24 protein-coding genes are annotated in these 21,790 nt (G+C 46.6%); 8 read left to right on the top strand and 16 right to left on the bottom strand.

The window, feature by feature from the left end; all coding sequences use genetic code 11:
* The first annotated feature begins 62 nt into the window (after positions 1-62).
* Positions 63-1,301: a nucleoside recognition protein gene (locus AC3Y23_RS08245; protein ID WP_379197568.1), complete on the top strand. Its 1,239-nt coding sequence runs from the start codon at positions 63-65 to the stop codon at positions 1,299-1,301.
* Here AC3Y23_RS08245 and coaD read toward each other — a convergent pair.
* From coaD to AC3Y23_RS08225, 4 genes are all read right to left on the bottom strand, one after another.
* Positions 1,273-1,791, bottom strand: coding sequence for a pantetheine-phosphate adenylyltransferase (coaD, locus tag AC3Y23_RS08240; RefSeq protein WP_379197566.1), 519 nt, complete (start codon positions 1,789-1,791; stop codon positions 1,273-1,275). The genes AC3Y23_RS08245 and coaD overlap by 29 nt on opposite strands.
* Positions 1,775-2,383 (bottom strand): 16S rRNA (guanine(966)-N(2))-methyltransferase RsmD, encoded by a 609-nt coding sequence (rsmD, locus tag AC3Y23_RS08235; protein ID WP_379197564.1) that lies wholly within the window; start codon positions 2,381-2,383, stop codon positions 1,775-1,777. The genes coaD and rsmD overlap by 17 nt, the downstream gene beginning before the upstream one ends.
* Before the next feature lie 949 nt (positions 2,384-3,332).
* Positions 3,333-3,590 (bottom strand): DUF3973 domain-containing protein, encoded by a 258-nt coding sequence (locus tag AC3Y23_RS08230; RefSeq protein WP_379197562.1) that lies wholly within the window; start codon positions 3,588-3,590, stop codon positions 3,333-3,335.
* A 1,040-nt stretch (positions 3,591-4,630) separates the two neighbouring features.
* Positions 4,631-4,924 (bottom strand): CHY zinc finger protein, encoded by a 294-nt coding sequence (locus tag AC3Y23_RS08225; protein WP_379198550.1) that lies wholly within the window; start codon positions 4,922-4,924, stop codon positions 4,631-4,633.
* Positions 4,925-5,186: 262 nt separating this feature from the next.
* Between AC3Y23_RS08225 and AC3Y23_RS08220 the strand changes: the two genes are divergently transcribed.
* Positions 5,187-5,408 (top strand): DUF6199 family natural product biosynthesis protein, encoded by a 222-nt coding sequence (locus AC3Y23_RS08220; protein ID WP_379197558.1) that lies wholly within the window; start codon positions 5,187-5,189, stop codon positions 5,406-5,408.
* Here the strand turns inward: AC3Y23_RS08220 and AC3Y23_RS08215 are convergent.
* The 5 genes from AC3Y23_RS08215 to AC3Y23_RS08195 all read right to left on the bottom strand — a co-directional run bounded on the left by AC3Y23_RS08215 (position 5,359) and on the right by AC3Y23_RS08195 (position 8,983).
* Complete coding sequence (locus AC3Y23_RS08215) at positions 5,359-5,856, bottom strand: GNAT family N-acetyltransferase (protein WP_379197556.1); 498 nt, start codon at positions 5,854-5,856, stop codon at positions 5,359-5,361. The genes AC3Y23_RS08220 and AC3Y23_RS08215 overlap by 50 nt on opposite strands.
* Positions 5,857-6,051: 195 nt before the next feature.
* Positions 6,052-6,474 carry a hypothetical protein gene (locus tag AC3Y23_RS08210; RefSeq protein ID WP_379197554.1) on the bottom strand — a complete coding sequence of 141 codons (423 nt, stop codon included), beginning with the start codon at positions 6,472-6,474 and terminating at the stop codon, positions 6,052-6,054.
* A 156-nt stretch (positions 6,475-6,630) separates the two neighbouring features.
* The gene (locus AC3Y23_RS08205) at positions 6,631-6,906 is read right to left on the bottom strand and encodes a holin (protein WP_379197552.1); all 276 of its coding nucleotides are present in this window, start codon (positions 6,904-6,906) and stop codon (positions 6,631-6,633) included.
* Positions 6,907-6,912: 6 nt separating this feature from the next.
* Positions 6,913-7,716 carry a glycoside hydrolase family 73 protein gene (locus tag AC3Y23_RS08200; RefSeq protein WP_379197550.1) on the bottom strand — a complete coding sequence of 268 codons (804 nt, stop codon included), beginning with the start codon at positions 7,714-7,716 and terminating at the stop codon, positions 6,913-6,915.
* A 661-nt stretch (positions 7,717-8,377) separates the two neighbouring features.
* The gene (locus AC3Y23_RS08195) at positions 8,378-8,983 is read right to left on the bottom strand and encodes a pentapeptide repeat-containing protein (RefSeq protein WP_379197548.1); all 606 of its coding nucleotides are present in this window, start codon (positions 8,981-8,983) and stop codon (positions 8,378-8,380) included.
* A 126-nt stretch (positions 8,984-9,109) separates the two neighbouring features.
* Here AC3Y23_RS08195 and AC3Y23_RS08190 point away from each other — a divergent pair, with 126 nt between their 5' ends.
* Positions 9,110-9,490, top strand: a complete 381-nt coding sequence (locus tag AC3Y23_RS08190; RefSeq protein WP_379197546.1) for a PilZ domain-containing protein — start codon at positions 9,110-9,112, stop codon at positions 9,488-9,490.
* A 75-nt stretch (positions 9,491-9,565) separates the two neighbouring features.
* Here the strand turns inward: AC3Y23_RS08190 and AC3Y23_RS08185 are convergent, their stop codons facing one another.
* From AC3Y23_RS08185 to AC3Y23_RS08165, 5 genes are read right to left on the bottom strand one after another with little or no spacing between them, the layout of a single operon-like run.
* On the bottom strand, positions 9,566-10,306 hold the full coding sequence (locus tag AC3Y23_RS08185) for a hypothetical protein (RefSeq protein WP_379197544.1): 741 nt from the start codon (positions 10,304-10,306) through the stop codon (positions 9,566-9,568).
* Positions 10,300-11,001 carry an ABC transporter ATP-binding protein gene (locus AC3Y23_RS08180; protein ID WP_379198548.1) on the bottom strand — a complete coding sequence of 234 codons (702 nt, stop codon included), beginning with the start codon at positions 10,999-11,001 and terminating at the stop codon, positions 10,300-10,302. Before AC3Y23_RS08180 ends, AC3Y23_RS08185 begins: the two co-directional genes overlap by 7 nt.
* A 13-nt stretch (positions 11,002-11,014) precedes the next feature.
* On the bottom strand, positions 11,015-11,389 hold the full coding sequence (locus AC3Y23_RS08175) for a GntR family transcriptional regulator (protein ID WP_379197542.1): 375 nt from the start codon (positions 11,387-11,389) through the stop codon (positions 11,015-11,017).
* Positions 11,390-11,391: 2 nt separating this feature from the next.
* Positions 11,392-12,138, bottom strand: a complete 747-nt coding sequence (locus AC3Y23_RS08170; protein WP_379197540.1) for an ABC transporter permease — start codon at positions 12,136-12,138, stop codon at positions 11,392-11,394.
* On the bottom strand, positions 12,131-13,096 hold the full coding sequence (locus AC3Y23_RS08165; protein ID WP_379197538.1) for an ABC transporter ATP-binding protein: 966 nt from the start codon (positions 13,094-13,096) through the stop codon (positions 12,131-12,133). The genes AC3Y23_RS08170 and AC3Y23_RS08165 overlap by 8 nt, the downstream gene beginning before the upstream one ends.
* A 328-nt stretch (positions 13,097-13,424) precedes the next feature.
* On the opposite strand from AC3Y23_RS08165, the gene AC3Y23_RS08160 reads away from it, so the two are divergent.
* From AC3Y23_RS08160 to AC3Y23_RS08145, 4 genes are all read left to right on the top strand, one after another.
* Positions 13,425-14,120, top strand: coding sequence for a hypothetical protein (locus AC3Y23_RS08160; RefSeq protein ID WP_379197536.1), 696 nt, complete (start codon positions 13,425-13,427; stop codon positions 14,118-14,120).
* Between the two features lie 14 nt (positions 14,121-14,134).
* Positions 14,135-15,823 (top strand): vWA domain-containing protein, encoded by a 1,689-nt coding sequence (locus AC3Y23_RS08155; protein ID WP_379197534.1) that lies wholly within the window; start codon positions 14,135-14,137, stop codon positions 15,821-15,823.
* A 36-nt stretch (positions 15,824-15,859) separates the two neighbouring features.
* Complete coding sequence (locus AC3Y23_RS08150; protein WP_379197532.1) at positions 15,860-16,999, top strand: toxic anion resistance protein; 1,140 nt, start codon at positions 15,860-15,862, stop codon at positions 16,997-16,999.
* 142 nt (positions 17,000-17,141) lie between these two features.
* Positions 17,142-18,017, top strand: a complete 876-nt coding sequence (locus AC3Y23_RS08145) for a sulfurtransferase (protein ID WP_379197530.1) — start codon at positions 17,142-17,144, stop codon at positions 18,015-18,017.
* Positions 18,018-18,325: 308 nt separating this feature from the next.
* On the opposite strand, the gene AC3Y23_RS08140 is transcribed toward AC3Y23_RS08145, so the two are convergent.
* On the bottom strand, positions 18,326-19,288 hold the full coding sequence (locus AC3Y23_RS08140; protein WP_379197527.1) for an Ldh family oxidoreductase: 963 nt from the start codon (positions 19,286-19,288) through the stop codon (positions 18,326-18,328).
* A gap of 372 nt (positions 19,289-19,660) precedes the next feature.
* On the opposite strand from AC3Y23_RS08140, the gene AC3Y23_RS08135 reads away from it, so the two are divergent.
* On the top strand, positions 19,661-21,049 hold the full coding sequence (locus AC3Y23_RS08135; protein WP_379197525.1) for a cryptochrome/photolyase family protein: 1,389 nt from the start codon (positions 19,661-19,663) through the stop codon (positions 21,047-21,049).
* Positions 21,050-21,191: 142 nt separating this feature from the next.
* On the opposite strand, the gene AC3Y23_RS08130 is transcribed toward AC3Y23_RS08135, so the two are convergent.
* A complete protein-coding gene (locus tag AC3Y23_RS08130; RefSeq protein ID WP_379197523.1) occupies positions 21,192-21,377 on the bottom strand; it encodes a hypothetical protein in 186 nt (61 codons plus the stop codon).
* Positions 21,378-21,790: the final 413 nt, after the last annotated feature.

Below are 21,790 nucleotides of genomic sequence, written 5' to 3'. Positions count from 1 at the left end.
TCCCCTGCATAAATTGATAACATTACTACCCTGTCCTAAGTTATGAAGAGGTGATCCCAGAAATGAACACTAAAATACGCAGGCTTGGCTCCCGGTCCATCCCGTTTCTCTCCGGGATGCTGGCCATTCTCCTCGCCGCTGCCATCGTGGCTTCGCCGGAGTCGTCCTTTGCAGCCTCGCTACAAGGGCTGAAGCTCTGGTGGAGCCTCGTCTTCCCGGCGCTGCTGCCTTTCCTGATGCTGTCAGAGATGCTGACCGCATCCGGCTTTGTTCACGGCATAGGCGTGCTGCTAGAACCGCTTATGACCCGGGTCTTTCGGCTGCCCGGAGCCGGGGGCTGGACGCTAGCCCTCGGTGCCACCGCCGGATTCCCCGGCGGTGCTGGCGGCGTCCTCCAGCTTCACAAGCAGGGCAGCCTTACCGGTAAAGAAGCGGGAAGACTCGCCTCGCTCGTCCATTTTGCAAGCCCTGTAACGCTGCTTATCGTTATCGGAGCAGCGCTGCTGCACCATCCAGCAGCAGGATATAGCCTGCTGGTTCTGCATTGGCTCGGAGGCCTGCTGGCAGGCTTCACTGCCGCCCGGCTGGGGTGGCAGCTCTCAACGCCTGCTGTTTCAGTCACCGTATCACACAACAAACGCGACTCTCTATATCATCGGGTCACAAATGCTGCTGCACATGCCCGGGCACAGGATGGCCGAAGCTTCGGCAAGCTACTAGGCGAAGCTGTAGGCACTGCAGTACAAAATCTGATGGTCGTAGGCGGTTTTATTATTATTTTCGCCGTGATCATCAACATTCTGGTCCGCTTATTCCCCTGGCTCCCCGCAGCACTGCCAGCCAGTCTGCTAGAGCTTCACCTGGGTGCCCAGGCTTTGACCGGCATGACTGGCACAGCTGGTGCCACCGTTTCAGTTACGAACGGAGTACCTAGTATTCTGGGCTTCGCCTTGTTGTCGGCGGCGCTGGGCTGGAGCGGCATCTGTGCACAGCTTCAGGTGCTGACACTGCTAAAACCGGCAGGCATACGGTTCCTGCCCTTCGCAGCAGTCCGTCTACTGCATGGCGGCTATGCTTTTGTATTAACTCTGCTGCTCTGGAAGCCTCTGATGTCACTGCAAGAGAAGACTCTGCCAGCTTTTATGGGAACACAAACTCTGCCCGCCGGAGACGTACAGACTTATATGTTATGGAGCGCATTCCCACAGCTGCTCGGTTTGCAAACCGCTCTGTTGGTCCTGCTCATGCTGCTTTCTGGTGCAGTGTACCTCTTTACTTTACTTCGTCGACATTCCGGTTGAATTTCAGCTTCATCGCCCGCTCTACCTCTGGTGTGACGAATTCCGTGACATTGCCGCCAAAATGGGCAATTTCCTTCACCACGCTGGAACTCAGATACGAATATTTCGGGTTAGTCATCATAAAAATAGTCTCCGCAGTCGGACTAAGACTATGGTTAATGGAAGCATTCTGCAGTTCGTATTCAAAATCCGTTACGGTGCGTATTCCACGTACGATGACCTGTGCATCTTTTTGCCGGACATAGTTAACTAACAGATCCCTGAAACTGTCGATCTCCACGTTAGGAATGTCCGCTGTAGCCTGGCGCAGCAGGTCAGTACGTTCCTCCACTGTAAACAGCGGATTTTTGCTTAAATTGTTCAGCACTGCCACGATCAGACGGTCAAACTGCTTGGCCGCACGATGAATAATATCCATATGCCCCATGGTGACCGGATCAAACGTTCCCGGATATATGGCAATGCGCTCTTTTCTAATTGGCTGACTCATCCTGTTCCTCCCCACCACTTCCGGTTTCATCCGGTCCAGCGGCTTCATACTGATAAATCGCGACTGTTGTTTCCCCGTACACAGCCTGCCGCGCTCTGTAGAATCCCTTGATATCCTCAGGGTAGTCATATCCTGACTCATGCTCAAGGACAATCGTCGCATCTTCTTCCAACAGCCCTTTTTCGGCCAGAGCCAGCATCAGTTCCTCCCCATGCTTCAGCCTGTAGGGCGGGTCCAAAAACACTAGATCGAACCGTCTCCCCCGCTTTTCCAAAGCGCTAATCGCTCTGCCCGCATCATTTCGGTATACTTCTGCCTGACCCTCAAGCTTGGTTGCCTTCAGATTGGCACGCACAGTGTCTATGCTTTTAGGCTCCATGTCTACAAATACGGCGTTGTCCATACCTCTGCTCAGGGCCTCTATCCCCAATCCGCCTGTACCGGCAAACAAATCAAGCGCCGATCCCCCGTCAAAATAAGGGCCAATCATGCTGAATATCGCTTCCTTGACCTTGTCGGTTGTTGGCCTTGTCCCACTTCCCGGAACACTTTTGAGGGGCCTCCCCTTTGCACTTCCCGATACCACTCTCACGATTTTGCTCACCTGCTTATATCTCTGTTTATTATGCCAAAAAGGGCACAAGTTCACGCCTATCGTACCACATTCGCCCGCCGAAATAAAAAGTTTGTATCATTATGTCGGATCGAGCGGTCTCCCATCTTTTCCAAGCAATTTCTCAAGTCGTATGTATAAGAACGAGCAAGCCGGGACATCATGTAATTATCGACATCACAAAATGTCGTAGACAACCGCGGAGCAGGCTTACGTTTCCCCATAAGCTCTTCGTCCGGTTTCTCCTCTCCCATGAAAGGGCACTCCGAAAGGGGTGCCCGATTTTTCGTTTACGAACCCTTACGTAGCAAGGGGATTTCATTTTCAATACACCAAATTTATATTTACATGAGTCCATTTTATGAGCCCCTATTTATAAAACACCATTTACGATTTTCCATAAGAATGTTAACTTTGTACGATGGACAAAAGAAAGCAGATACAAAGCACTCTAGTTGCAAAATGTACCACTCGGCACTCTAACTGCAAAATGTGCCACTCGAATAAAACGGAGATCGCCTTGTACCTCACCAAAGTGTAAATAACGGCATTTTTGTACCTTAAATTGTGTGAAAATGATGATGAGCTCAAATTAAGAGCATTTTTGCACCTTAAATCTTCTGATATCATGCTTTTATCCGGAATCTCCATAAAATAGCATGCAAAAATGCCCTTATTCCATTAATTTGGTCCAAAAAGGTAAAAATAAGGTACGAAATTGCCCTTAGTTAGGAACAGCGCGAGCTAGGCCAACTTTACGATGCAATTGATGCAAATAGATGAATCGATGAAATAAATGAAATAGATTAAATAAATGAAATAGATTAAATAGATTAAATAAATGAAATGGATTATATAAATGCACACAAAAAACGGATGCTGTCCTCCATTGAGGATATCACCCGTTTTTGCCACCTCGTTTTGCCACCTAATGATATTCGCCAAATTCTGAATGTTCTATAGCTGATTGCTGCACCGGTAGCCAACTATTAATGGTTTTTAATTGCACATAATTATCACTGATTGTTAATTGTATATTGTCTTGTGCCCCTCTATGTTCTTCTTCGCACATCCCCAAATGAATCATTGCCCCAGTTCCTGGGTCTACATAAAGTCCTTTCTTGAAAACACTTCCTTGGCTATTTTCCCCTTGATGTATTTGTGAACAAACGATGCAATAATACATACATAATCACCTCTTCATATAATTTTTAATTCAAACATATATTCCGGAGGCTAGGATGCTCCCCCCGATATTCTAGATATGATGAATATTCAGATCGGTCTGATTCTAGTTATTAGTCTGTGGAGTTTGATTCTCGTTAACTTGTGTGATGTGATTCTTATTAGCTTGTGTGGTTTTCTTCTCGTTAGCCTGGTTAGCTCGTGTGGTTTGGTTGTGACCTCCAGATTGGGTAATTTGAACGTAAACTGATTACGTTTGTTGTACCCCATCGGCAAATGCTGCAATACCACTAATAAGAACGGATGAATTGTATGACATCATTTTTGATTTTCACCACCCTAACCTATTTTGAAATCAGCATATGATAAAGTGTTGAGATGAGTGCAGGTCCATTGAGATCGTGTTGAGAAAACTTCAACGCTTGTTGAGAGATATGATGATGACTCGATTTTCAAATCACTGTTAGGAATTATATTCATTCCATAAAAATGGTTAACTGATAACCACAGGCCCCGCACAGAATTGCTTGCTCATTCCTCTGATGCTTTTCCCATCTCGCTGCAAAATGACCTCCGACTTTTTCGTAGCACTGATAACTAGTCAAGGGATACTTAATCATCTGCCCTCACGCTCTCAGCAGGCTTCCATTGCTGCAATATAAAACAAATACCCGTCACCACTTAAGGTTGACGGGTATTTGTCCATGTATCCGGGCAGCTTGCTTCGACGCTTATGATCATTTAGCCATATGTATTAAAAATGAGTATGCTTTACCTTCCACTGTTCCAGTTTTATGAACAACCAAAAAGAATAAATACCTACAGTAATAACGCACAGAATCCACCACTTAATCCAGTTTCCGAAGAGTTGTATTGCAGTACCGTCAAACCTTTGCCGGCGACCATCAATCACGGTATGTTCTACTTTCCAACGGTAAATCATAACGAGCGCCCATTCCGTTTAATAAAAAAACTTCCATTACAGCTTTATGCTTGGTGAGATCGATCTAAAGACTGGATACAACTCAACAAATAACAAATCTACATTTCAAAATATAAATGATAATGATTTTGACAACCTGGATTGAATGCAGCCTTACAGGCAGGGCACGATGAGCCGCAGGCCATGTATTCATGGATGGTTAACTGGTGACCACAAGCCCCGCACAGTATTGCCTGCTCATCTCTCTTATGCTTTCCCCACCTCGCTGCAGCATGACCTCCGACTTCTTCGTGGCACTTGTAACAAGGATAATACGCATCACAGCATGGAAAACGGATCGCAATAATATCTATTGGAGAATGGTAATGCCTGCAGCGGGTTTGGGAATCCATTTGAACCCCGTATACTTTTACGCCATGTATGTTCATGCAATGTTGTTCAGGAGTAACCGACACTTTATCATCCCCTTGGATTTTTTTTCATAGCTCCATACCTTCCAATCGTTTACAATTACATTGGAGGTGAATACATATGTCTCAATTAATAACCTTTATTATTATTTTTGTTCTGCTTACGGTGGGCATTCGTATTTGGATATCCCGGCAAAAATAGAATATGATTAGGTAATTCATAACGAAAGGAGAGACTCCTAAGTTGAATGGCTATTTTCTCATCATTCTAGGCAGTCTGATTATTTCACTGGGCATCTTTACGATTCGCAAGCCCACTTTCGGGTGGAGGATGAACGAAGCTTGGAAAGTTAAAGGTGACTCCGAACCCAGCGAAGCCTATAAGGACATGGCCAAATTCGGAGGTTTAATAACCATCATTCTTGGTTCATTTCTATTCCTGGGAGGCATCCTGAATCTGTTGTGAGATCTTGTGCCAGCCGAATCATGTCGATACACTGCAGGCCGTTCTCGAAGATGGGATCAGGATAATGTCTGATAAAATAATCCCTGTCCACACCTATGATTCTGAAACCGCATTTTTGATAAAGACCTAACTGATGCAGACTGGAATTCCCCGTGCCAATTTCTATCGTTGTATAGCCCTGCGCTTTGGCTCTCGCTATAGCGTGCTGTACCAGTCGTTTCCCAATGCCCTGACCATGAAGATGTTCCACCACCGCTACATTGACCAATTCTACCATTCCTGGCCGGGTTGGAAGCAGCACATACACGCCGACAATTTCCAGCCCGACTAACGCTATGTAACACTCTCCTCTTTCCATGTACCCTTCAATTACTGACACCGAGGGATCGGCCAACAGTAGCAGCTCTATCGGGGGAGCTTCATGCGGTCCCATCTTTCTGATATCCACAACCATGACATCACCTGCTCTCCGTATTAATATTATGACTTCATTCTACCGGGTGTCCATATAAAAAAGCGACCCCACCGAGATCCGGCAGGGTCAAAGTCTATATTATAAGGGGGTCATGTGATTACTATACTCATTCCAGCTTAAATCTACCTGAAAAGAATATAAAGATTTGATTAATTTGCCGGGAATGTCTTAATCCGAAACGAGAATACCATCGAAGCTTTCAGGACCGACACGAACGGTTCCCAGCAATGATGAGGAGACGAAAGCTGTATACACGATCTCCGGTGTGACCGGCGGGTCAAAATCTGCGGCCGAGAAGGTGATAACCTGTGGAGCCAAGACGCTGAGATCAAAGGTAGAGGTCGCAGAATATACAGCTGGATCTGTGGGGAGCGTTCCTCTAACAATACTAATTGTAATTCCTACCAAATTCAGCGGAACTTGCACGGCTATCGTTCCCTTCAAGATTACGCGAGGGTTAGCACCAATGCCGGCTGACACCAGACCGATTTGACCAAAGAGCTGTGGAGTATTAGCGAACGTAATCGGGATTGAAATCGAGTTGGCGTAGCTTGCATTCTGTGATGTTCTGCCATCAACATAGGTTCCCATGAGAATGCACCTCCTTTCTTTCTAACATACTCTATTGTATTAACCGCATTCCTTGTTGGCTTGGTTGAATCTCCTCTATCAAATGCTTGTTTTACTAGAGTTACAAGTTTATGCAAGCTTTACATGAGTGCGCAACCTATCATATCTCTCCTTCTATCACTCTTTGGTTGTACCCTCACGTTTGTTAAAAGCCAGTTCAAATAATCCTGTAGCAGATAACCCAGCCAGTCCACCTGCCCAAAGGCGCATAATCAAATCCATATTGGTAAACGGATAGGATACTACGCCTACTATCAGACCAAGCGCCAGGCCCACAACAGGCACCACATTACGTGGCAGGTTAAAACTGTTCTTCACCAGCTGCACAAGAGCCATTACAAATACAGCGAGCATCGAAGCAAAAGCCAGCACGGTATTGAGCTCAGTGTTCATCTAGGATCATCCCTTCTTCGTTATTAATAGGCCTGCACGATTCAATACCGTCAAAATACGATAAAAATCATAACTTCCCCCAGACGGGGTATCCAGTAGCCCGGCTGCGGTTGCGGCTTTAACCGCTGGCTCGGCCCAATCCGGGACATTCATGACCGCCCGATTCTCGACAGCAGCAATTCGATCGGTCACATTCTTGATCGCCTGACCTTGTTCCTGCATGCCAGTCTTTAGTGTATCCCTGCTGACATTAAGACTGGCTATCAAACTATTAAGCGCTTTGACTTGCTCCTCCAGGCTTGCGAGCTTCTGCTTATCTTCAGCCGACATCTCGTCATCCTCCTTTCCTTGCTCATCGAATAGGTAAAGATTATAGGTGTCCATCATTGAAATCAGCTTGGCTGCATAACCCGGATCGGTGGCATAGCCGGCAGCGGCAATGGCTTGAGCTGCTGCTTTGCCAGTAGTTCCAATGACTTTGGTATAGATTCCAGGATTCCATGACACTCCGTTTACCAACAATTTGGAGTGGTCGGCGACAGATTCGCCCCAATTGTTATAGGCACGAAAGGCTGCCTGAACCTGGACTGCCTTTCCCTTGACATATTCTGTTGTCAGCATGGTGATACTTCCAGCCGGCCCGCTGCCTTTAATACCAAACAAATTATTGGCTTTTACCGTAAGTCCGCTATTACCCCAGCCAGATTCAAGAGCGGCCTGCGCAATCGTCAAGGACGCCGCCACCTTGCTGCTTCGCATGCTATCCACCGCAAAAGGTGCAATTTTCGCGATGAAATCCGCCTCTTTCATATCATCACATCCTTTCTACTAGTATTTAATGCCAGTCCGCACAAATTGCTTGTGCTTATCCCCTGTTAATTTGTCATTCCCCCGTCATTGGAGAGATATATACTTAAAATAAGGTGCAAAAGAACTATGTGGATCAACCATGATGTCAGGAGGACGGTTTAATAGATTCATTTAGGTGTTTTTATTCATAATGTGGAAATTTTAAGTAAATAAATGTTGAAATTTTCATAATTATAGCGTAAAATATAGTATGATATAACTATTAGGGAGGGTCTAAAAGACTATGCCATCATATTATTTCAAAGAAGTTTGGACGCCTCTGCGTTGGATAGGAATCAAATATTTCCGGGATGATGAAGGTTATCTCTGGATTAAATGGTGGGCGAAACCGCGCAAAAGGCTGCGTTAAGCAGTATGGCACCCCATCCCTTGCCGGGGATACAGTGCACTAGTGCTCAAGCAGCCTTTTAGGTTTGATTATGAATTCACTTCGAACTAAATCCGATTTTTCCGGTACGTTTGAATATATAAAGGACTTCATCCGCGAGACGTATCGTCTCGAGTGTGTTCTGCCGACTTCCACATTCTAGACTGTTAGGATGGAACTAATATCCTCCAGGGTCCATTTGTTCATCCCCAGGAGGATGCTATGTCCCCCAGCTCAGCCCACCTTCGCACCAAGCGAGCGCGCCAGAAGTACAGCTTGATCTACCTCCATCCGCACCCCTTGCCAATCAAGGCTTTTCAGGTCAATCCCCTCCAGCTTTGCATCCCGGAGGTCTGCTCCCTTCAACTTGCACTGACCAAGCTGCACCCTGCTTAAATCCGCTCCGCGAAGGTCACTTTTCTGCAGATCACAACCAAACAGATCCGCCTCTGAAAATTTAATCCCGCGCAGATTCTGCTTGCTCAAATTCGCGTGTCTAAGATTGGTGTATGACCAGTCACCGCCTGTAATCGTCAGTCCATCAAGCGCTGCGTTGGAGAAATCCGAGCCGACCATTTTGCAATCTTCAAATTTGGCGACAAACAGATTAGTTCCGCTGAATTTACAATTCGTGAACGCAGACCCCCTGTGCAGAGAAGCATTCAGATAAGCTCCCGTGAAATCACAATCAATAAAATGACATCCCGTAGAGGTCATTTCTTCCATAGAAGCACCCTTGAAGGAGCATTGCTCGAAGGTACAACCGTTCAGTTCACCATCCTGCAGATTACCATGGTCAAATTGATGCTGGCGAAAAGTTTCGTTGTCGTATTGATACATGTCTGACCCACCTTTATTCGATATGAATGTAAATTTTTACTACCAATTCTGAAAAATAACACTTTAGTAGATTGTCGCACTCTCTGCATTTCGATATAATAGCAAATAAACTAGCGGAGGTAAATTATGGACGGGCCGAGCAGAAAAGAACCATTCCGGTATGTCATGAACCAACCGATTGAATGCTGGCTTGAAGTGCCGGCCGGCACTTCCGGACCCGGTGCCGGGAAGCTGACCGAAGGCGTAATGCTCGATCTTAGCCGTTCCGGATGTAAGGTGCGATCTTCCCTGAACCTTCGCTTCACAGCCGGAGATACGAGGCTGATTATTCATTTCCAGCTGAAAGAACACAAACTCAGGTTACAAGGCAGCGTGCGCTGGGGCTGGATGTTCGGACTTGGGCAGTACAAATATGGTGTTCGACTGGATTTGAGTGTAGCTGAAGAAGAAATGCTGATCCGCGAGCTGGAGTCATGGACCCATGGCCGCAGCGCGGAGAGAATGTAGATAGACATAGAACAGACGCCCTCCGCTTAGAGAGGCGTCTGTTTATTATACTATATATAGAAGAGAGCGAAGAAATCAGATCTCTACTTTCTTTTTAACGAGCCAGGTGGATGCATACAATAGAATCAGGCAAAATACCATTTCAAATAGAAACGAACCTATGTCAAAAGCTTTACTGGACATTTCAATGCGGTTAGGTTCCACATACTCTCCAGATGTGAGGTTATATCGGAAAACAAGATCCAGCCATCCCTCTGAATTAGGGAATAGTTTACCTTCTATTAGCCCCAGAATCAGATTCAACACAAACAGTGTGAGAATCCCGATCCAGACCTTGCTGCGGAAAGATAGAGCATGGGAGAGCGTAATCGAGAATATCAGCGCGATCAAAAAGATTATGGCTGCACCTAATGTATTCAGTATGCTGATGAAAGAAATATACCAGAAATCTGCTGGCAGGATGTCTGGATAGACAAAGCCATAGATGGCTACATGGAGGATTGCTAGAACAATTAGAGCTAAGAATAGAATCAGATTCAACAATAGTGGGGACAGCACAGTATAATATGTTTTTAGCGGCAGCAGTTTGCGGCCATAGGATTTCAAATTGGTGCTATAAGTCCGACAAGCCAGAACTACAAGGAAGACAGCAGCAGAGACATAAATAGCGGCCTGAAGCACAAACATGCTAAGCTTCTCCCAATCGTAGACCTCCGCCACAATCCATATCACAGTTTCAAGCAGCAGTGTGACTGCATACAGCCCCAGAATCTGATCACGATTTCGTCTAAAATCATATTTCAACAGCTTTAGCATTCGGCAAACACCTCTCTGAACAGTTCATCTATACTTTTCCCATGCTGCAGCCGGAGTTCTTCCACATTCCCGTGCATGACCATCTCACCGTTCTTGATCATAATGACTTCATCAAAGATCCGCTCAATATCAGATACCAGATGCGTCGAGATTAGAATGCTGCTATCCTCTTCATAGAACTCTACCAAAGCATTCAGAATTCTGGTTCTCGCCACGGGATCTACACCCCCCAGCGGTTCATCCAGCAGATAGAGACTGGCCTTACGCGACAAAGCCAATGTTAGCTGCAGACGTTCATTCATCCCTTTGGACAGAGATTTGACTTTGTCACCCAGCGACAGCTTCATAAAGTCCAGCATCCGCTCCGCCTTCTCTTGGTTAAAATCCGGGAAGAAATCACTGTAGAAACGCAGTGCATCACCCACAGTCATCCACGACTCGGTTAGCGGCTGGTCCGGCATAAATGAGATTAAGGATTTGGTCTCAAGACCTACCGGATTACCATATACGGAAATTCTTCCAGAGGTTGGATGAGCCAGACCCGCGATCATTTTCATAATCGTAGTTTTACCGCTGCCGTTGCTACCTAAGAGACCAATGATTTTGCCAGAGCCTAATGTAAAAGAAATATCACGAACGGCCTGCTTCGACCAATACTTCTTGCTGACTTGCTGTACCTGAAGAATATCCTCCACACTATACATCCCCTTATTCTCCATCTTCGTGACTCACGCTCTCTGCTACGGCAGCAACAATATCTTCTCCTTGAAAACCGAGCTCTCGCATCCCGCGGATAAACCGGTCCAGCACATCCTTGGCCATTTCTTTCTTAATAGTCATGATTTTACCTTCCTCACTTGTCACATATCGTCCCATCCCGCGTCTTGTCTCCACGATTGTCTCACGCTCCAGTTCCTGAAAGGTCCGTTGCACCGTATTGGGGTTGATCTGCAATTCACTGGCCAGCTCACGTACCGAAGGAATTTTATCCCCCGGCTTCAGCTTTCCAGTCACAATCTCACCTTTGATATAATTCATAATCTGGATGTAAATAGGCAGGTTGTTATCAAATTCGATTGTCATAGTTATGCAACATCCCTTCGTCTGAACACCATAAATCCGGCAAGGAGGAATAGAAGCACATAGATAGCAAGTATCGCGATAGAGAAGGATAGTGTCATTCCCGGTAGCGGCACTCCTCCATCTCTATAGACGGATAGATCCAGGTTGGGGAACAACCAATATTTATAAAATTCCTTCTGAATAACCGTCTTGTCGAGCATAAGCATGAGCATCGTAATCCCTATCGTTGCCCCTCCTGAGGTGGTTAATATTCCAAGCATAAACGCAAGCGTTATATAGACCAAGGTATACACATAGCTATACCCAAGTGAACTAAGGATACCCAGCCATCCTCCTTCAGCGCCGCTAAAGCCAAACCAGATCGACCCTGAGATGAACAGCGCACCCCCTGTTACAAGCGTTAATGACAAGCCGTAGAGCAATGCTGTTATATATTTGGAAGCCAGTATAGATGTCCGGCTGCGAGCACGAATCAGCAAAAATTTAATGGTTCCTTGGCTGTACTCCTTGGCTACAATCCCGGAGGAACCGATAATCGCCATAATAGTTACGACCTGTCCCAGTCCTTGGGTGTAGGACATCGTTGCTGTAAAATCATAGACCGAGCTAAACATCCCTTTCATAAAAGATTGTATAACGTAGCCTGCTATGAAAGACATTCCTATTAAAAGGGCATATGGTACAAAGAATGAGCGTTTCTTGAATAATTTCAACCATTCATTGACCAGAAGCCGGTTCAGGTTACGCAATGCGGTTCCCTCCTGTCCATTTCAAGAAATCTTCTTCAAGGCGCTGCCTGTTCTCCTCAATCCGGTACAGACCGACACCTGCTGCGCTCAGAGCCACCACCAGTTCCGGAACACGCTCATTGTTCATCATTACCGTCAACTGGTCTTTAATAAAGTCAGTCCGCACCACTTCAACACCTTCTGTTCCATGAGCAACCGCAATGGCTGGTTCTAGAGCATCTACTCGGAATGTTAACGTAACTTCTTCTGAAGCGTTGGTCTCTGTTCCAAGTGCTGTCACCGTCACGAGCTTTCCGTTCTGAATCACAACCGCACGGTGGCAGATCTGCTCCACCTCCGACAGCAAATGACTGGAGATCAGGATAGAGATGCCTTCCACTTCAGCAATGGTTCGCATGTATTCACGCATTTCCCGAATACCCGCCGGGTCAAGTCCGTTAGTTGGCTCATCCAGGATCAACAACTTGGGCCGCTGCAACAGAGCCTGTGCAATCCCCAGCCGTTGGCGCATCCCCAGCGAATAAGATTTGACCTTCTTGTTCATCGCCTCCTGCAGTCCCACGAGCTGAACCACTTCCTCAATCCGATCATCATCCACATTGTCAGTCATTCGCACATACTGCCGTAGATTATCGAGCCCGCTCATATAGGGATAGAACTCCGGGTTCTCGATAATGGCGCCGATGTGGGCAATAGCCGATTTGAAATTCTGCTTGATGCTGTGGCCTTGCACCTCGATATCTCCTTCACTCATCCGAATCAGCCCAGTCATCATGCGGATCGTTGTCGTCTTCCCCGCACCGTTCGGTCCAAGCAGCCCCACGATCTCACCTTTGCGAATTTGGAAAGAAAGCTTATCAACAATGGTCTTCCCCTTAATGATCTTGCTAACTTCATTCATCCGCAGGACAATGTCTTCCCCTCCGTGTTGCGCTTGCTGCACATCTCCTTGATTCATGTATATGCCTCCCTCTTTGGACAGGTTGAAATAGTAATACGTTTATTGTGTCAGTGTCATAGTTAAATAGTACACTAGCATTATAATCATGTAAAGCCCATTTTAGTATTTTATTTTGAAACAAATATCCTTGATTTCACGTAATATTCACTAATCAGTCCTTATTTTTCCGTAAAGCTCCTGCCCTATTGGAAAGAATTGAAAGCCAATTCCGCCATTCTCTGATAAAATGAATCAGAATGAGTCATGTCAAAATATACTTTTGGAGGAGGTGTGAACCCTGAACAGCTCAAGACTTTTCAAACTGCTTGGCCTGATTGCAGGCATTGTGTTTCTGAACATCGCGGTATTGTCACCGGGGCTGCTGGGCGTGGACATTGTCAGCGGAAGTGCCTTAGAGACTGCCTTCGGCATAACTCTGTTGGTCCTCAGTCTGCTGATTGTCCTATACGGAAGTTATACCCTGCTATTCAAGCCTTCACCTGTGAAATCCATTCGGAAGCTGGAGTCCCAGGAGGATTATACAGCTGAGCTTCATAAATACCGCAATGTTAAAGTACTTAAAAAAGATGTAGTCCTGGCCTTGGATCAGCTGGAGCGGATCGACAAGAAGAAGGACACTTTGCTGAATGTCCTGTCGCAGCGCTTTGAACGAACAGAACTGAGTTATCAAAAGTTTATCGCGGTGATCGGGTCCGTTGAAACACTCTTTTATTCCAATATCAGAGGAATTCTTAATAAGCTAAGCGTTTTCGATGCTGAAGAATTCTCGCTTTTTACGGATGCTCATACCCCTGGACAGTTCTCGGATAAGCTGGTGCAGCAGAAAAAAGATCTTTTCAATGAATACTTTGCCTATGTAGCCGGCTATCTGGGTGCCAACGAAGAAATACTGTTGAAGCTTGATCAGCTAGTGCTGGAAATCTCCCTGCTGGACAGTACAGACTACAAGACCATCGAAGAAATGCCCTGCATGAAAGAAATTAATGACTTAATCAAACAAACGAAACTTTACCAGCAATAGAAAGGAAGATGAGGATGGCGCAGAAAGGAAAAACAATTGCCGTATTAGCAATTATTGCGGTATCGGTCTTTGCACTTGTATACTTTGGAATCACCCTTACCTCTAACTTGGGTAAATCCAAGATCGAAATTTCGGAGGAGGATGCCACAAAACGACTGGAGAAGCTCTATAAAGATATTAGAGTAACCAACGCGCCTCTGATCAAAGGGCAGATCGATCTTGATCCTGTAGCGGTCGGTGATTCCCTTCCCGATATTTCCAAATTCACGATTTCCGTAGAGCCTACAACCGATAACTTTGTTGAAATCTTCTCTTCTGTTGAGAAATCCGGAACCGGTAACGACGGATGGTTGAATGGCGTAGCTAAAGATTTCAATGCCTCTAATACACTTATAAACGGCAAACCCGTTTCGGTCAAAATCCGTAATATCGCTTCAGGCACAGCTGCCGATTACATAAGATCCGGTAAATATGTACCGGACGCCTACACCCCTTCCAATGAATTGTGGGGAGAAATCGTCAAAGCAAGCGGCGTTCCGACTGAGCTTGTTGCCAAACGTCTGATCGGTAATGTAGCCGGGGTCGTGACCAACAAGAAGAAGTATGATGAACTTGTGGGCAAGTACGGATCCCTCAATGTCAAAACCATTACAGATGCTATCGCTGACAACGAGCTGGCGATGGGGTACACAGATCCTTTTGCCAGCTCCACCGGACTGAACTTCCTGGTAACGGCTCTCTCTACCTTTGACAATTCTGACCTGCTGAGTGATAAGGCGGTACAAGGCTTTGAGAAGTTCCAAGCCAATGTTCCCTTCATTGCCTCGACCACCCTGCAAATGCGTGAAGCGGCAAAGACAGGCAGACTCGATGCGTTCGTGCTGGAATACCAGACTTATGTCAACACACCCGATTTAAAGGGCGGTTATGTATTTACTCCATTCGGCGTAAGACATGACAGCCCGCTGTACGCGCTTGGTAATTTATCTAAGGAAAAGCGGGAGATCATTAAGAAATTCGCTGACTTTGTTGAACAGGATAAATATCAAAAGTCTGGAGCAAGCAATGGATTTAACGGTCTGAATGATTATGTTGCCGAGCTTGATCCAGTTGATGGCAGTGTACTCTCATCGGCCCAGAAGCTCTGGAAGGAAAAGAAAGACGGGAATACACCGATTGCCGCGGTATTTGTGGCCGATGTCTCGGGAAGCATGGCTGGCGAACCCCTTAATCGTCTGAAAGAATCCTTGCTTAAAGGTCAGAAGTACTTAGGAAAAGACAACAGCATCGGCTTTGTCTCTTACTCCAGTGACGTGACCATTAATCTTCCTATTGCCAAATACGATACTAATCAGCAGTCCATGTTCGTAGGTGCCATTAACAGTCTTCAAGCCTCGGGAGGCACCGCAACATTTGACGCGATGGTCGTAGCCATGAAGATGCTTCAAGATCAAATCAAGGCCAACCCGGGGATCAAGCCGCTAATCTTTGTACTAAGTGACGGGGAGACCAACGAGGGACATTCGCTGGACGAGATCAGAGGACTTATTCAAACCTATAAAATTCCGGTCTATACCATTGGGTACAATGCGAATATTAAAGCGCTGGAGAACATATCCAGCATTAATGAAGCTGCCAATATCAATGCAGATACAGATGATGTCGTGTACAAAATCGGCAATCTGCTCAATGTACAAATGTAATTTTGTTAATAATCATTTACTTATAGGAGGATTGCCATGTCATTCACTATGGAAGTGCCAAGTGCAGAGAAATTGAAGTCGGTTATTGAAGAACAGGTAAAACCAGAGCCGGAAGAAGTCACACAGCTGAAGGAACTCGCGATCAACAACGTCTCTTCCATTCTGGAAATGGACATTGATTCGTTGGAAAAGCGAAGAGCCGTACTACAGTCCATTGACAGCTTCGGCATGGGAACGATGCGCTCCTCTTCCGATAAAAACGCCATGCTGCAAGTAACCGTAGGTAATCTGTCCAAAACAGGCGATGAAGGCGGGGATGTTGCCAAAGGCTTAACCGAGCTGCAATTGCAGCTGAAGGATCTGGATCCGAGTGTCGTTGATTTTGCTAAGAGTGGATTGCTAGGCAAACTCTTCAATCCGCTGCGTGCTTACTTTGCCAAATTCCAGAAGGCCGATGCCGTCATATCGGATATTATTATCTCCCTGGATAAAGGCAAAACCGTTCTGCGGAACGACAATACGACACTGGAGATTGAGCAGCAGACCCTGCGGGAGCTGACGAAAAGGCTGCAAAAAGAGATTCAACTCGGTATGTTAATGGACCAAGAGATTGAAACCCAGATCGAAGCCGCCAAGGTGCGAGGTGAGTCCGAAGATAAAATCCGCTTCATCACGGAAGAGGTCCTCTTCCCTCTCCGCCAACGCGTGATGGATCTGCAGCAAATGCTGGTGGTCAACCAGCAAGGCATTATGGCTATCGAAGTGGTTATCCGCAATAATAAAGAACTGATCCGCGGTGTGGACAGAGCCAGAAACGTTACAGTGTCAGCGCTGAAAATTTCGGTTACGGTCGCCAGTGCACTTTATAATCAAAGAATTGTTCTGAAAAAAATCGAACTGCTTAACCAGACCACTGACACCCTGATCAGTGGCACTTCAAAAATGCTTAAGGAACAAGGCGCAGCCATTCATAAGCAGTCGCTGGAAACCAGCGTTTCCGCTGACACGCTAAAACAGGCGTTCACCGATGTGCTCTCGGCTTTGGATTCCATCAGCACCTACAAGCAGGAGGCTCTCCCTAAAATGCGTGATACCATCGTCCAGTTCCGGGAATTGGCTGACAATGGTGAAAAGCAAATTCTGCGTCTGGAGAAGGGTAATCGGCTTGGATTGTAAATAGTAGCCTGTAATCCTAACTGCAAGGGCAGCTTCCCCTGTCCTCTGCGGTTAGGATTTTTTGCGTTGACTATAACTCCACGGACATTCATATTTTGCTATAATGATTTTTATATTGATTCAAGCAAAGGATGGGATACTTATGGAAGCTACTGTTTCCAAACGCTGGCTGCTGGCACGACTCTATGAACCCGAGCAGACCATTGTAGACTGCCGATTTACGCTAGGTAAACCGCAGGCTGGCAAAGAAAGTTATGAGCAGGAGCATATTCCCGGCGCAGTCTATCTCGATCTGGAACTGGACTTGTCCGCCCCTGTATCAGAGCATGGTGGACGCCACCCTCTTCCCGACCCACAGCTACTGGCTGCACGCCTGGCGAAGCTTGGTATCGGCAACACAACGCGAGTAGTCGCCTATGACGATGAAAGTGGTATGAACGCCGCACGGCTCTGGTGGTTGCTGCGTTATTTGGGACATGAACAAGTATTCATCCTGGAAGGTGGCTTCAGCTCTTGGAAGGCCGAACGCTTCCCGGTCACAGATCATCAGCCAATTAGGATACCAAGCTCATTCGAACCAAACGTCCAGCCGCAAATGCTGGTGGGTGTCGATGAGGTGCGCCGGGTGTCCACAGGCACGGTAACGGATATTGAAGGTTCGGCTCCATCCCCTGCTCTTCCCGTTTTAATTGATTCCCGTGCGCGGGAAAGGTACTTAGGTCTCGAAGAAACCTTGGACAAAAAAGCCGGGCACATTCCTGGCGCCGTTAACTACTTCTGGAAAGAGACACAGAATGAAGATGGCAGCCTCAAGAGCGCCGAAGAGTTGCAAGAACACTTTGCTAATCTGGACAAAGATGCGGAAATCATCGTCTACTGCGGTTCCGGCGTGACTGCCTGCCCGAATGTACTGGCACTGGAAAAGGCCGGGTACAAGAATGTGCGGTTGTATGCGGGGAGCTGGAGTGATTGGATTAGTTATGAGGGGAATCCGATTGCGACGGGGGACGAAAAGTAGCGTTAAGCAGGGATACAGGTTGTGTATTAAAGTACATCGCTCACGTGGCGATGTACTTTTTTGCGTCATGCTGAGGTGTAACGAAGTCAAACGTAAATTCCCCCTGAGAACGGCGGCTAATAAGCCTAGAAGTCAGCTTAGAAGTGTCTACCTGCATGCAAAAAGAGAGCCTCTTGTTATTAATGTAGTAACGATAGGGTTTGGCGTATCCTAAAAAGGTAACGCGTTACTTATCTGTCCAAACCTTTGTCTTGGCTATCTTAGGTGGTTTCCGTTTCATGTCATAATAGCTTTAATAATTGCTAGTTCTAATAATACTTCTCAAGGGTTGTAACAAGTGAAGACGGGAGATCTATTTCTTCCTTAACAAAGCTGCCCCCGGGAATGTGAATGCCTTTGGAGGACAAACGTTCGATTTGATCCGCCATACGAGCCGAAAAACCTGGAGCGAGTAGTTCAGGGTTTAGGGCAACAATGAACAGGCCTACACCAGGCGAGTGGCTCCCTTCCTCAAAGGACGGAGCATCAAGTGACCAGTTCGCACCTGTCGTACCTGCGGCGAGTATTTCAACCATGAGTGCGATATTGGCACCACGCGCACCGCCGAAAGCAAGCAAAGCCCCCTTGATCGCTGCACGCGAATCCATAGTGCTTTTCCCCTTCTCATCGATGGCCCAGCCTTCAGGGATCATCTCACCGCGTTCTGCCGCTTGCCGTATGTTAACAAAGGCCGTGGCACTGGACGCCTGATCGATAACCAAGGGAGCTCTGTTGTCGACAGGCGCAGCGAATGAGAGAGGATTGGTACCATAAACAGACTCCTTACTTTGTCCCGTAGCCATTAAGGCAGATCCATTGGCCGCAGCCAACGCTACCAATCCTTTGCGGGTGAGACGCCTTACGTAATAGCCCAACTCTCCTGCCGTATAGCTGTTCTTTAACGCAAATACGGCTACACCATAAGTGTTTGCACGTGTTTGTAATTCCTCGAATGCACGATCAAAACCAAGCTGGGCGATACCACCCTTGGCATCGACCTGAATGAGAGTTGGAGCTGGAAAAAAGAGCGCAGGCTCTTCTGTGCTAGTAATGCGACCATCCAAAAAGCCTTCCAGATAATCAGGAAGATGAGCAAATCCAACCGAACTACGACCGGCACATTCTGCAGCAATAGTTGCTTCTGCAAGAGCACTTGCTACTGATTTGCTTGCACCAGAAGCAACACACACACGAATAGCCAACTCTCTTGCGCTATTAAGATCGTATCGCATTGGCTATTACCCTGAAACCCGATATATTTTCTGCTTTCTTGTTTCCTCTCAGCATTTCATCACGCTCCCGACTGAAATTTCTTCTTTCCATGTGAATATAGATTTTAATGATTATATCATGGAAATTAGTAGTAGTTCTTTAGGAAAGATCAGTTTCCGCTGAGTTTTCCGGTTGCATTTGCGGAGCCATTCTTCACTTGCTGCAGCACACCAATATTCTAGCAAATGATAGACCGTAAATTTTCGAAACGTGTTCCCGTAGCCGACTGCTCCTCCGCTTGCAGCAGGAACAGCTCATCGCCAAAACTTCAAATCTATCGTATTATGGACAGGAGGTTTTTTCCCTCAGATAATAGAAAGGAAATACTTCTTATGATTCTCTTCATTCACCGCAAGGATCTGCGGACTAGCGATCTGCCCGCCTTTGAGGCCATACGTTCTTCTGGATCGCGCAGCCTTCATGTGTTGATTCTGGAACCTTTCCTACTGCGCAAACAACGTTATCTTGAGCATAGCGGGATTAACTTCCTGACGCAGGTCTCAAGACTTCAGCAGGAGTACGCCACTGAGGGCAAGCAGCTACATATTCTGTATGGCGAGCCTGATATTATTGTCAAGAGGCTTAGCGAAACCTACCCTATTCAGGAATTGATGGTTCATGCCGATTACACTCCTTATGCATCACACAGAGACATGAGCCTGCGCGAAACATCGGCTGCACTCGGCATCCGTTTCAAGATTTATCATGACAGCATGCTCTGCGATCTGGAAGACTTCATGGATTGGAGTGGACGGCGAGAGCCTTTCAAGGTGTTCACACCGTTCTACCGCCGCTGGCGCAGCTACTTGGCAGAGCGGTTTCATCCGCCCTATTCTTCGACCTTAGCTGAGCTGTCAACTTCCACGCTGGACGAGAGAATTGCCGAAGATTTCAAGATTCCTGAAGAGATCACACTACAGTTTGAAGAGCTAGCACCTTCAGGAAAGAAGATAGATGTAAACGATACGCTTGAGCAATTTATAGACTTGCATTTACGGGACTATCATGTGAGCCGGGACAAATATGCACAGGAGGGCACCAGCCGGATCAGCCGATACCTCAATACGGGTACCATTTCTGCACGCACTGTGTATACTCGGCTGGCGGATGAAGAAACCGGTGGGGAAGAATGGCTGCGACAGCTGGCCTGGCGGGATTTCTATCTGTATCAGGCCCGGCTCGATTCTGATTTCTTCAGCTATGAGAAGGTGTATGATTTGAGCACTCTGGGTACGAAATACTTTGAGGCCTGGGCTTCAGGAAGAACTGGCATTCCGGTAATCGATGCCGCCATGACCCAACTGAACACAACCGGCTGGATGCCGAACCGGTTGCGAATGATTACCGCAATGTTTCTAACCAAAAATCTGGGCTGTCCATTTATTTACGGGGAGCGTTACTTCCGGCTGAAGCTAAGCGATTATGATAATGTGCTGAATCGTGGCGGTTGGCTGTGGAGCTCCTCGCTCGGATTCGATGCCTCCCCTTACTTCAGGATCATGAATCCGGTAACCCAGTCCCAGACTCATGACCCGAGCGGAGATTATATACGCACCTGGCTACCAGAGCTGGCGGATTTGTCCGATAAAGCTATCCACCTGCCTAGACCATATGCTATCGTTGATCTTAAGCAGTCACGGGCGCTGGCGATTGAGGTGTATAAAAATATCCTGAACAGCAAAGGAACGACAGTGCAACCTGATAGCAGAAATGAGCTATAGCCTGCTTACGCTTCCCTGGTCTTCTTGCAATATCTTCAAAATTTCTGCTGCTCCTGCGGGTAGTTGGAGTGATTGGATTTCTTATGAGAGAAATCCAATCGCTATTGGGTAAGAGTAATCGAGTACTAGGGGCAGCTAGCCCCTACTCCTCTAGCTCATCCAGCTTCGCTTCCAGTTCAGCCAACTTGTGATTCGCTTGATCCAATATTTCCTGAAGCCCTGCGGCTTCTGCTCGTTTTATTTCTTTTTTGACAACCTCAACTTGCTCTTCCAAATAGAGAATCTCGGCTTCATTTCCTGCGTTGTTCCACATCTGTGAATAAGTCATAGCCAGCCTCCTTTCTTCTTTACACCATGAGTTCAATTCCATGATTCAAGCAAATTCCCGTTTCCATTTATCTAGATTAATCGATACTGCTATTGGAGTCTAGCTAATCAACATTAAACAAGCGCCGATTACTTTTCCTGTATTCAACTTGGAGCTGATTTTTAATCGCTTAAGCGGTTGTTGAGCATCAGGATACCCTACTCTATATTCAAATGACATTGAAGTAAACTATGATGCACTGCGTTTTCTGGCCTATGGTTATAATGCAAAGGGAGAATATGAAATCGCTGTATCCCCATTGAATCAAATCCCTGAGTAGTTATATTTCACTAAGCTAGCTGAATGTTACGCAGCAGATGGTAATCATACCGCAGCATTAGCAGAAACCACACGTGCATTTGCCTTGGTGATAA

This window comes from Paenibacillus sp. MAHUQ-45, assembly GCF_058133325.1.
This window is presented reverse-complemented; position numbering and strand designations above follow the sequence as displayed.

Bases quoted from the DNA above. Each gene is read 5' to 3' on its own strand.
- AC3Y23_RS08155 (WP_379197534.1), top strand. From the start codon at position 14,135: ATGGCGCAGAAAGGAAAAACAATTGCCGTATTAGCAATTATTGCGGTA.
- AC3Y23_RS08165 (WP_379197538.1), bottom strand. From the start codon at position 13,096: ATGAATCAAGGAGATGTGCAGCAAGCGCAACACGGAGGGGAAGACATT.
- AC3Y23_RS08230 (WP_379197562.1), bottom strand. From the start codon at position 3,590: ATGTATTATTGCATCGTTTGTTCACAAATACATCAAGGGGAAAATAGC.
- AC3Y23_RS08175 (WP_379197542.1), bottom strand. From the start codon at position 11,389: ATGACAATCGAATTTGATAACAACCTGCCTATTTACATCCAGATTATG.
- AC3Y23_RS08195 (WP_379197548.1), bottom strand. From the start codon at position 8,983: ATGTATCAATACGACAACGAAACTTTTCGCCAGCATCAATTTGACCAT.
- coaD (WP_379197566.1), bottom strand. From the start codon at position 1,791: ATGAGTCAGCCAATTAGAAAAGAGCGCATTGCCATATATCCGGGAACG.
- AC3Y23_RS08145 (WP_379197530.1), top strand. From the start codon at position 17,142: ATGGAAGCTACTGTTTCCAAACGCTGGCTGCTGGCACGACTCTATGAA.
- AC3Y23_RS08140 (WP_379197527.1), bottom strand. From the start codon at position 19,288: ATGCGATACGATCTTAATAGCGCAAGAGAGTTGGCTATTCGTGTGTGT.
- AC3Y23_RS08205 (WP_379197552.1), bottom strand. From the start codon at position 6,906: ATGAACACTGAGCTCAATACCGTGCTGGCTTTTGCTTCGATGCTCGCT.
- AC3Y23_RS08190 (WP_379197546.1), top strand. From the start codon at position 9,110: ATGGACGGGCCGAGCAGAAAAGAACCATTCCGGTATGTCATGAACCAA.
- AC3Y23_RS08185 (WP_379197544.1), bottom strand. From the start codon at position 10,306: ATGCTAAAGCTGTTGAAATATGATTTTAGACGAAATCGTGATCAGATT.
- AC3Y23_RS08150 (WP_379197532.1), top strand. From the start codon at position 15,860: ATGTCATTCACTATGGAAGTGCCAAGTGCAGAGAAATTGAAGTCGGTT.
- AC3Y23_RS08245 (WP_379197568.1), top strand. From the start codon at position 63: ATGAACACTAAAATACGCAGGCTTGGCTCCCGGTCCATCCCGTTTCTC.
- AC3Y23_RS08210 (WP_379197554.1), bottom strand. From the start codon at position 6,474: ATGGGAACCTATGTTGATGGCAGAACATCACAGAATGCAAGCTACGCC.
- AC3Y23_RS08200 (WP_379197550.1), bottom strand. From the start codon at position 7,716: ATGAAAGAGGCGGATTTCATCGCGAAAATTGCACCTTTTGCGGTGGAT.
- AC3Y23_RS08135 (WP_379197525.1), top strand. From the start codon at position 19,661: ATGATTCTCTTCATTCACCGCAAGGATCTGCGGACTAGCGATCTGCCC.
- AC3Y23_RS08130 (WP_379197523.1), bottom strand. From the start codon at position 21,377: ATGACTTATTCACAGATGTGGAACAACGCAGGAAATGAAGCCGAGATT.
- AC3Y23_RS08225 (WP_379198550.1), bottom strand. From the start codon at position 4,924: ATGGATTCCCAAACCCGCTGCAGGCATTACCATTCTCCAATAGATATT.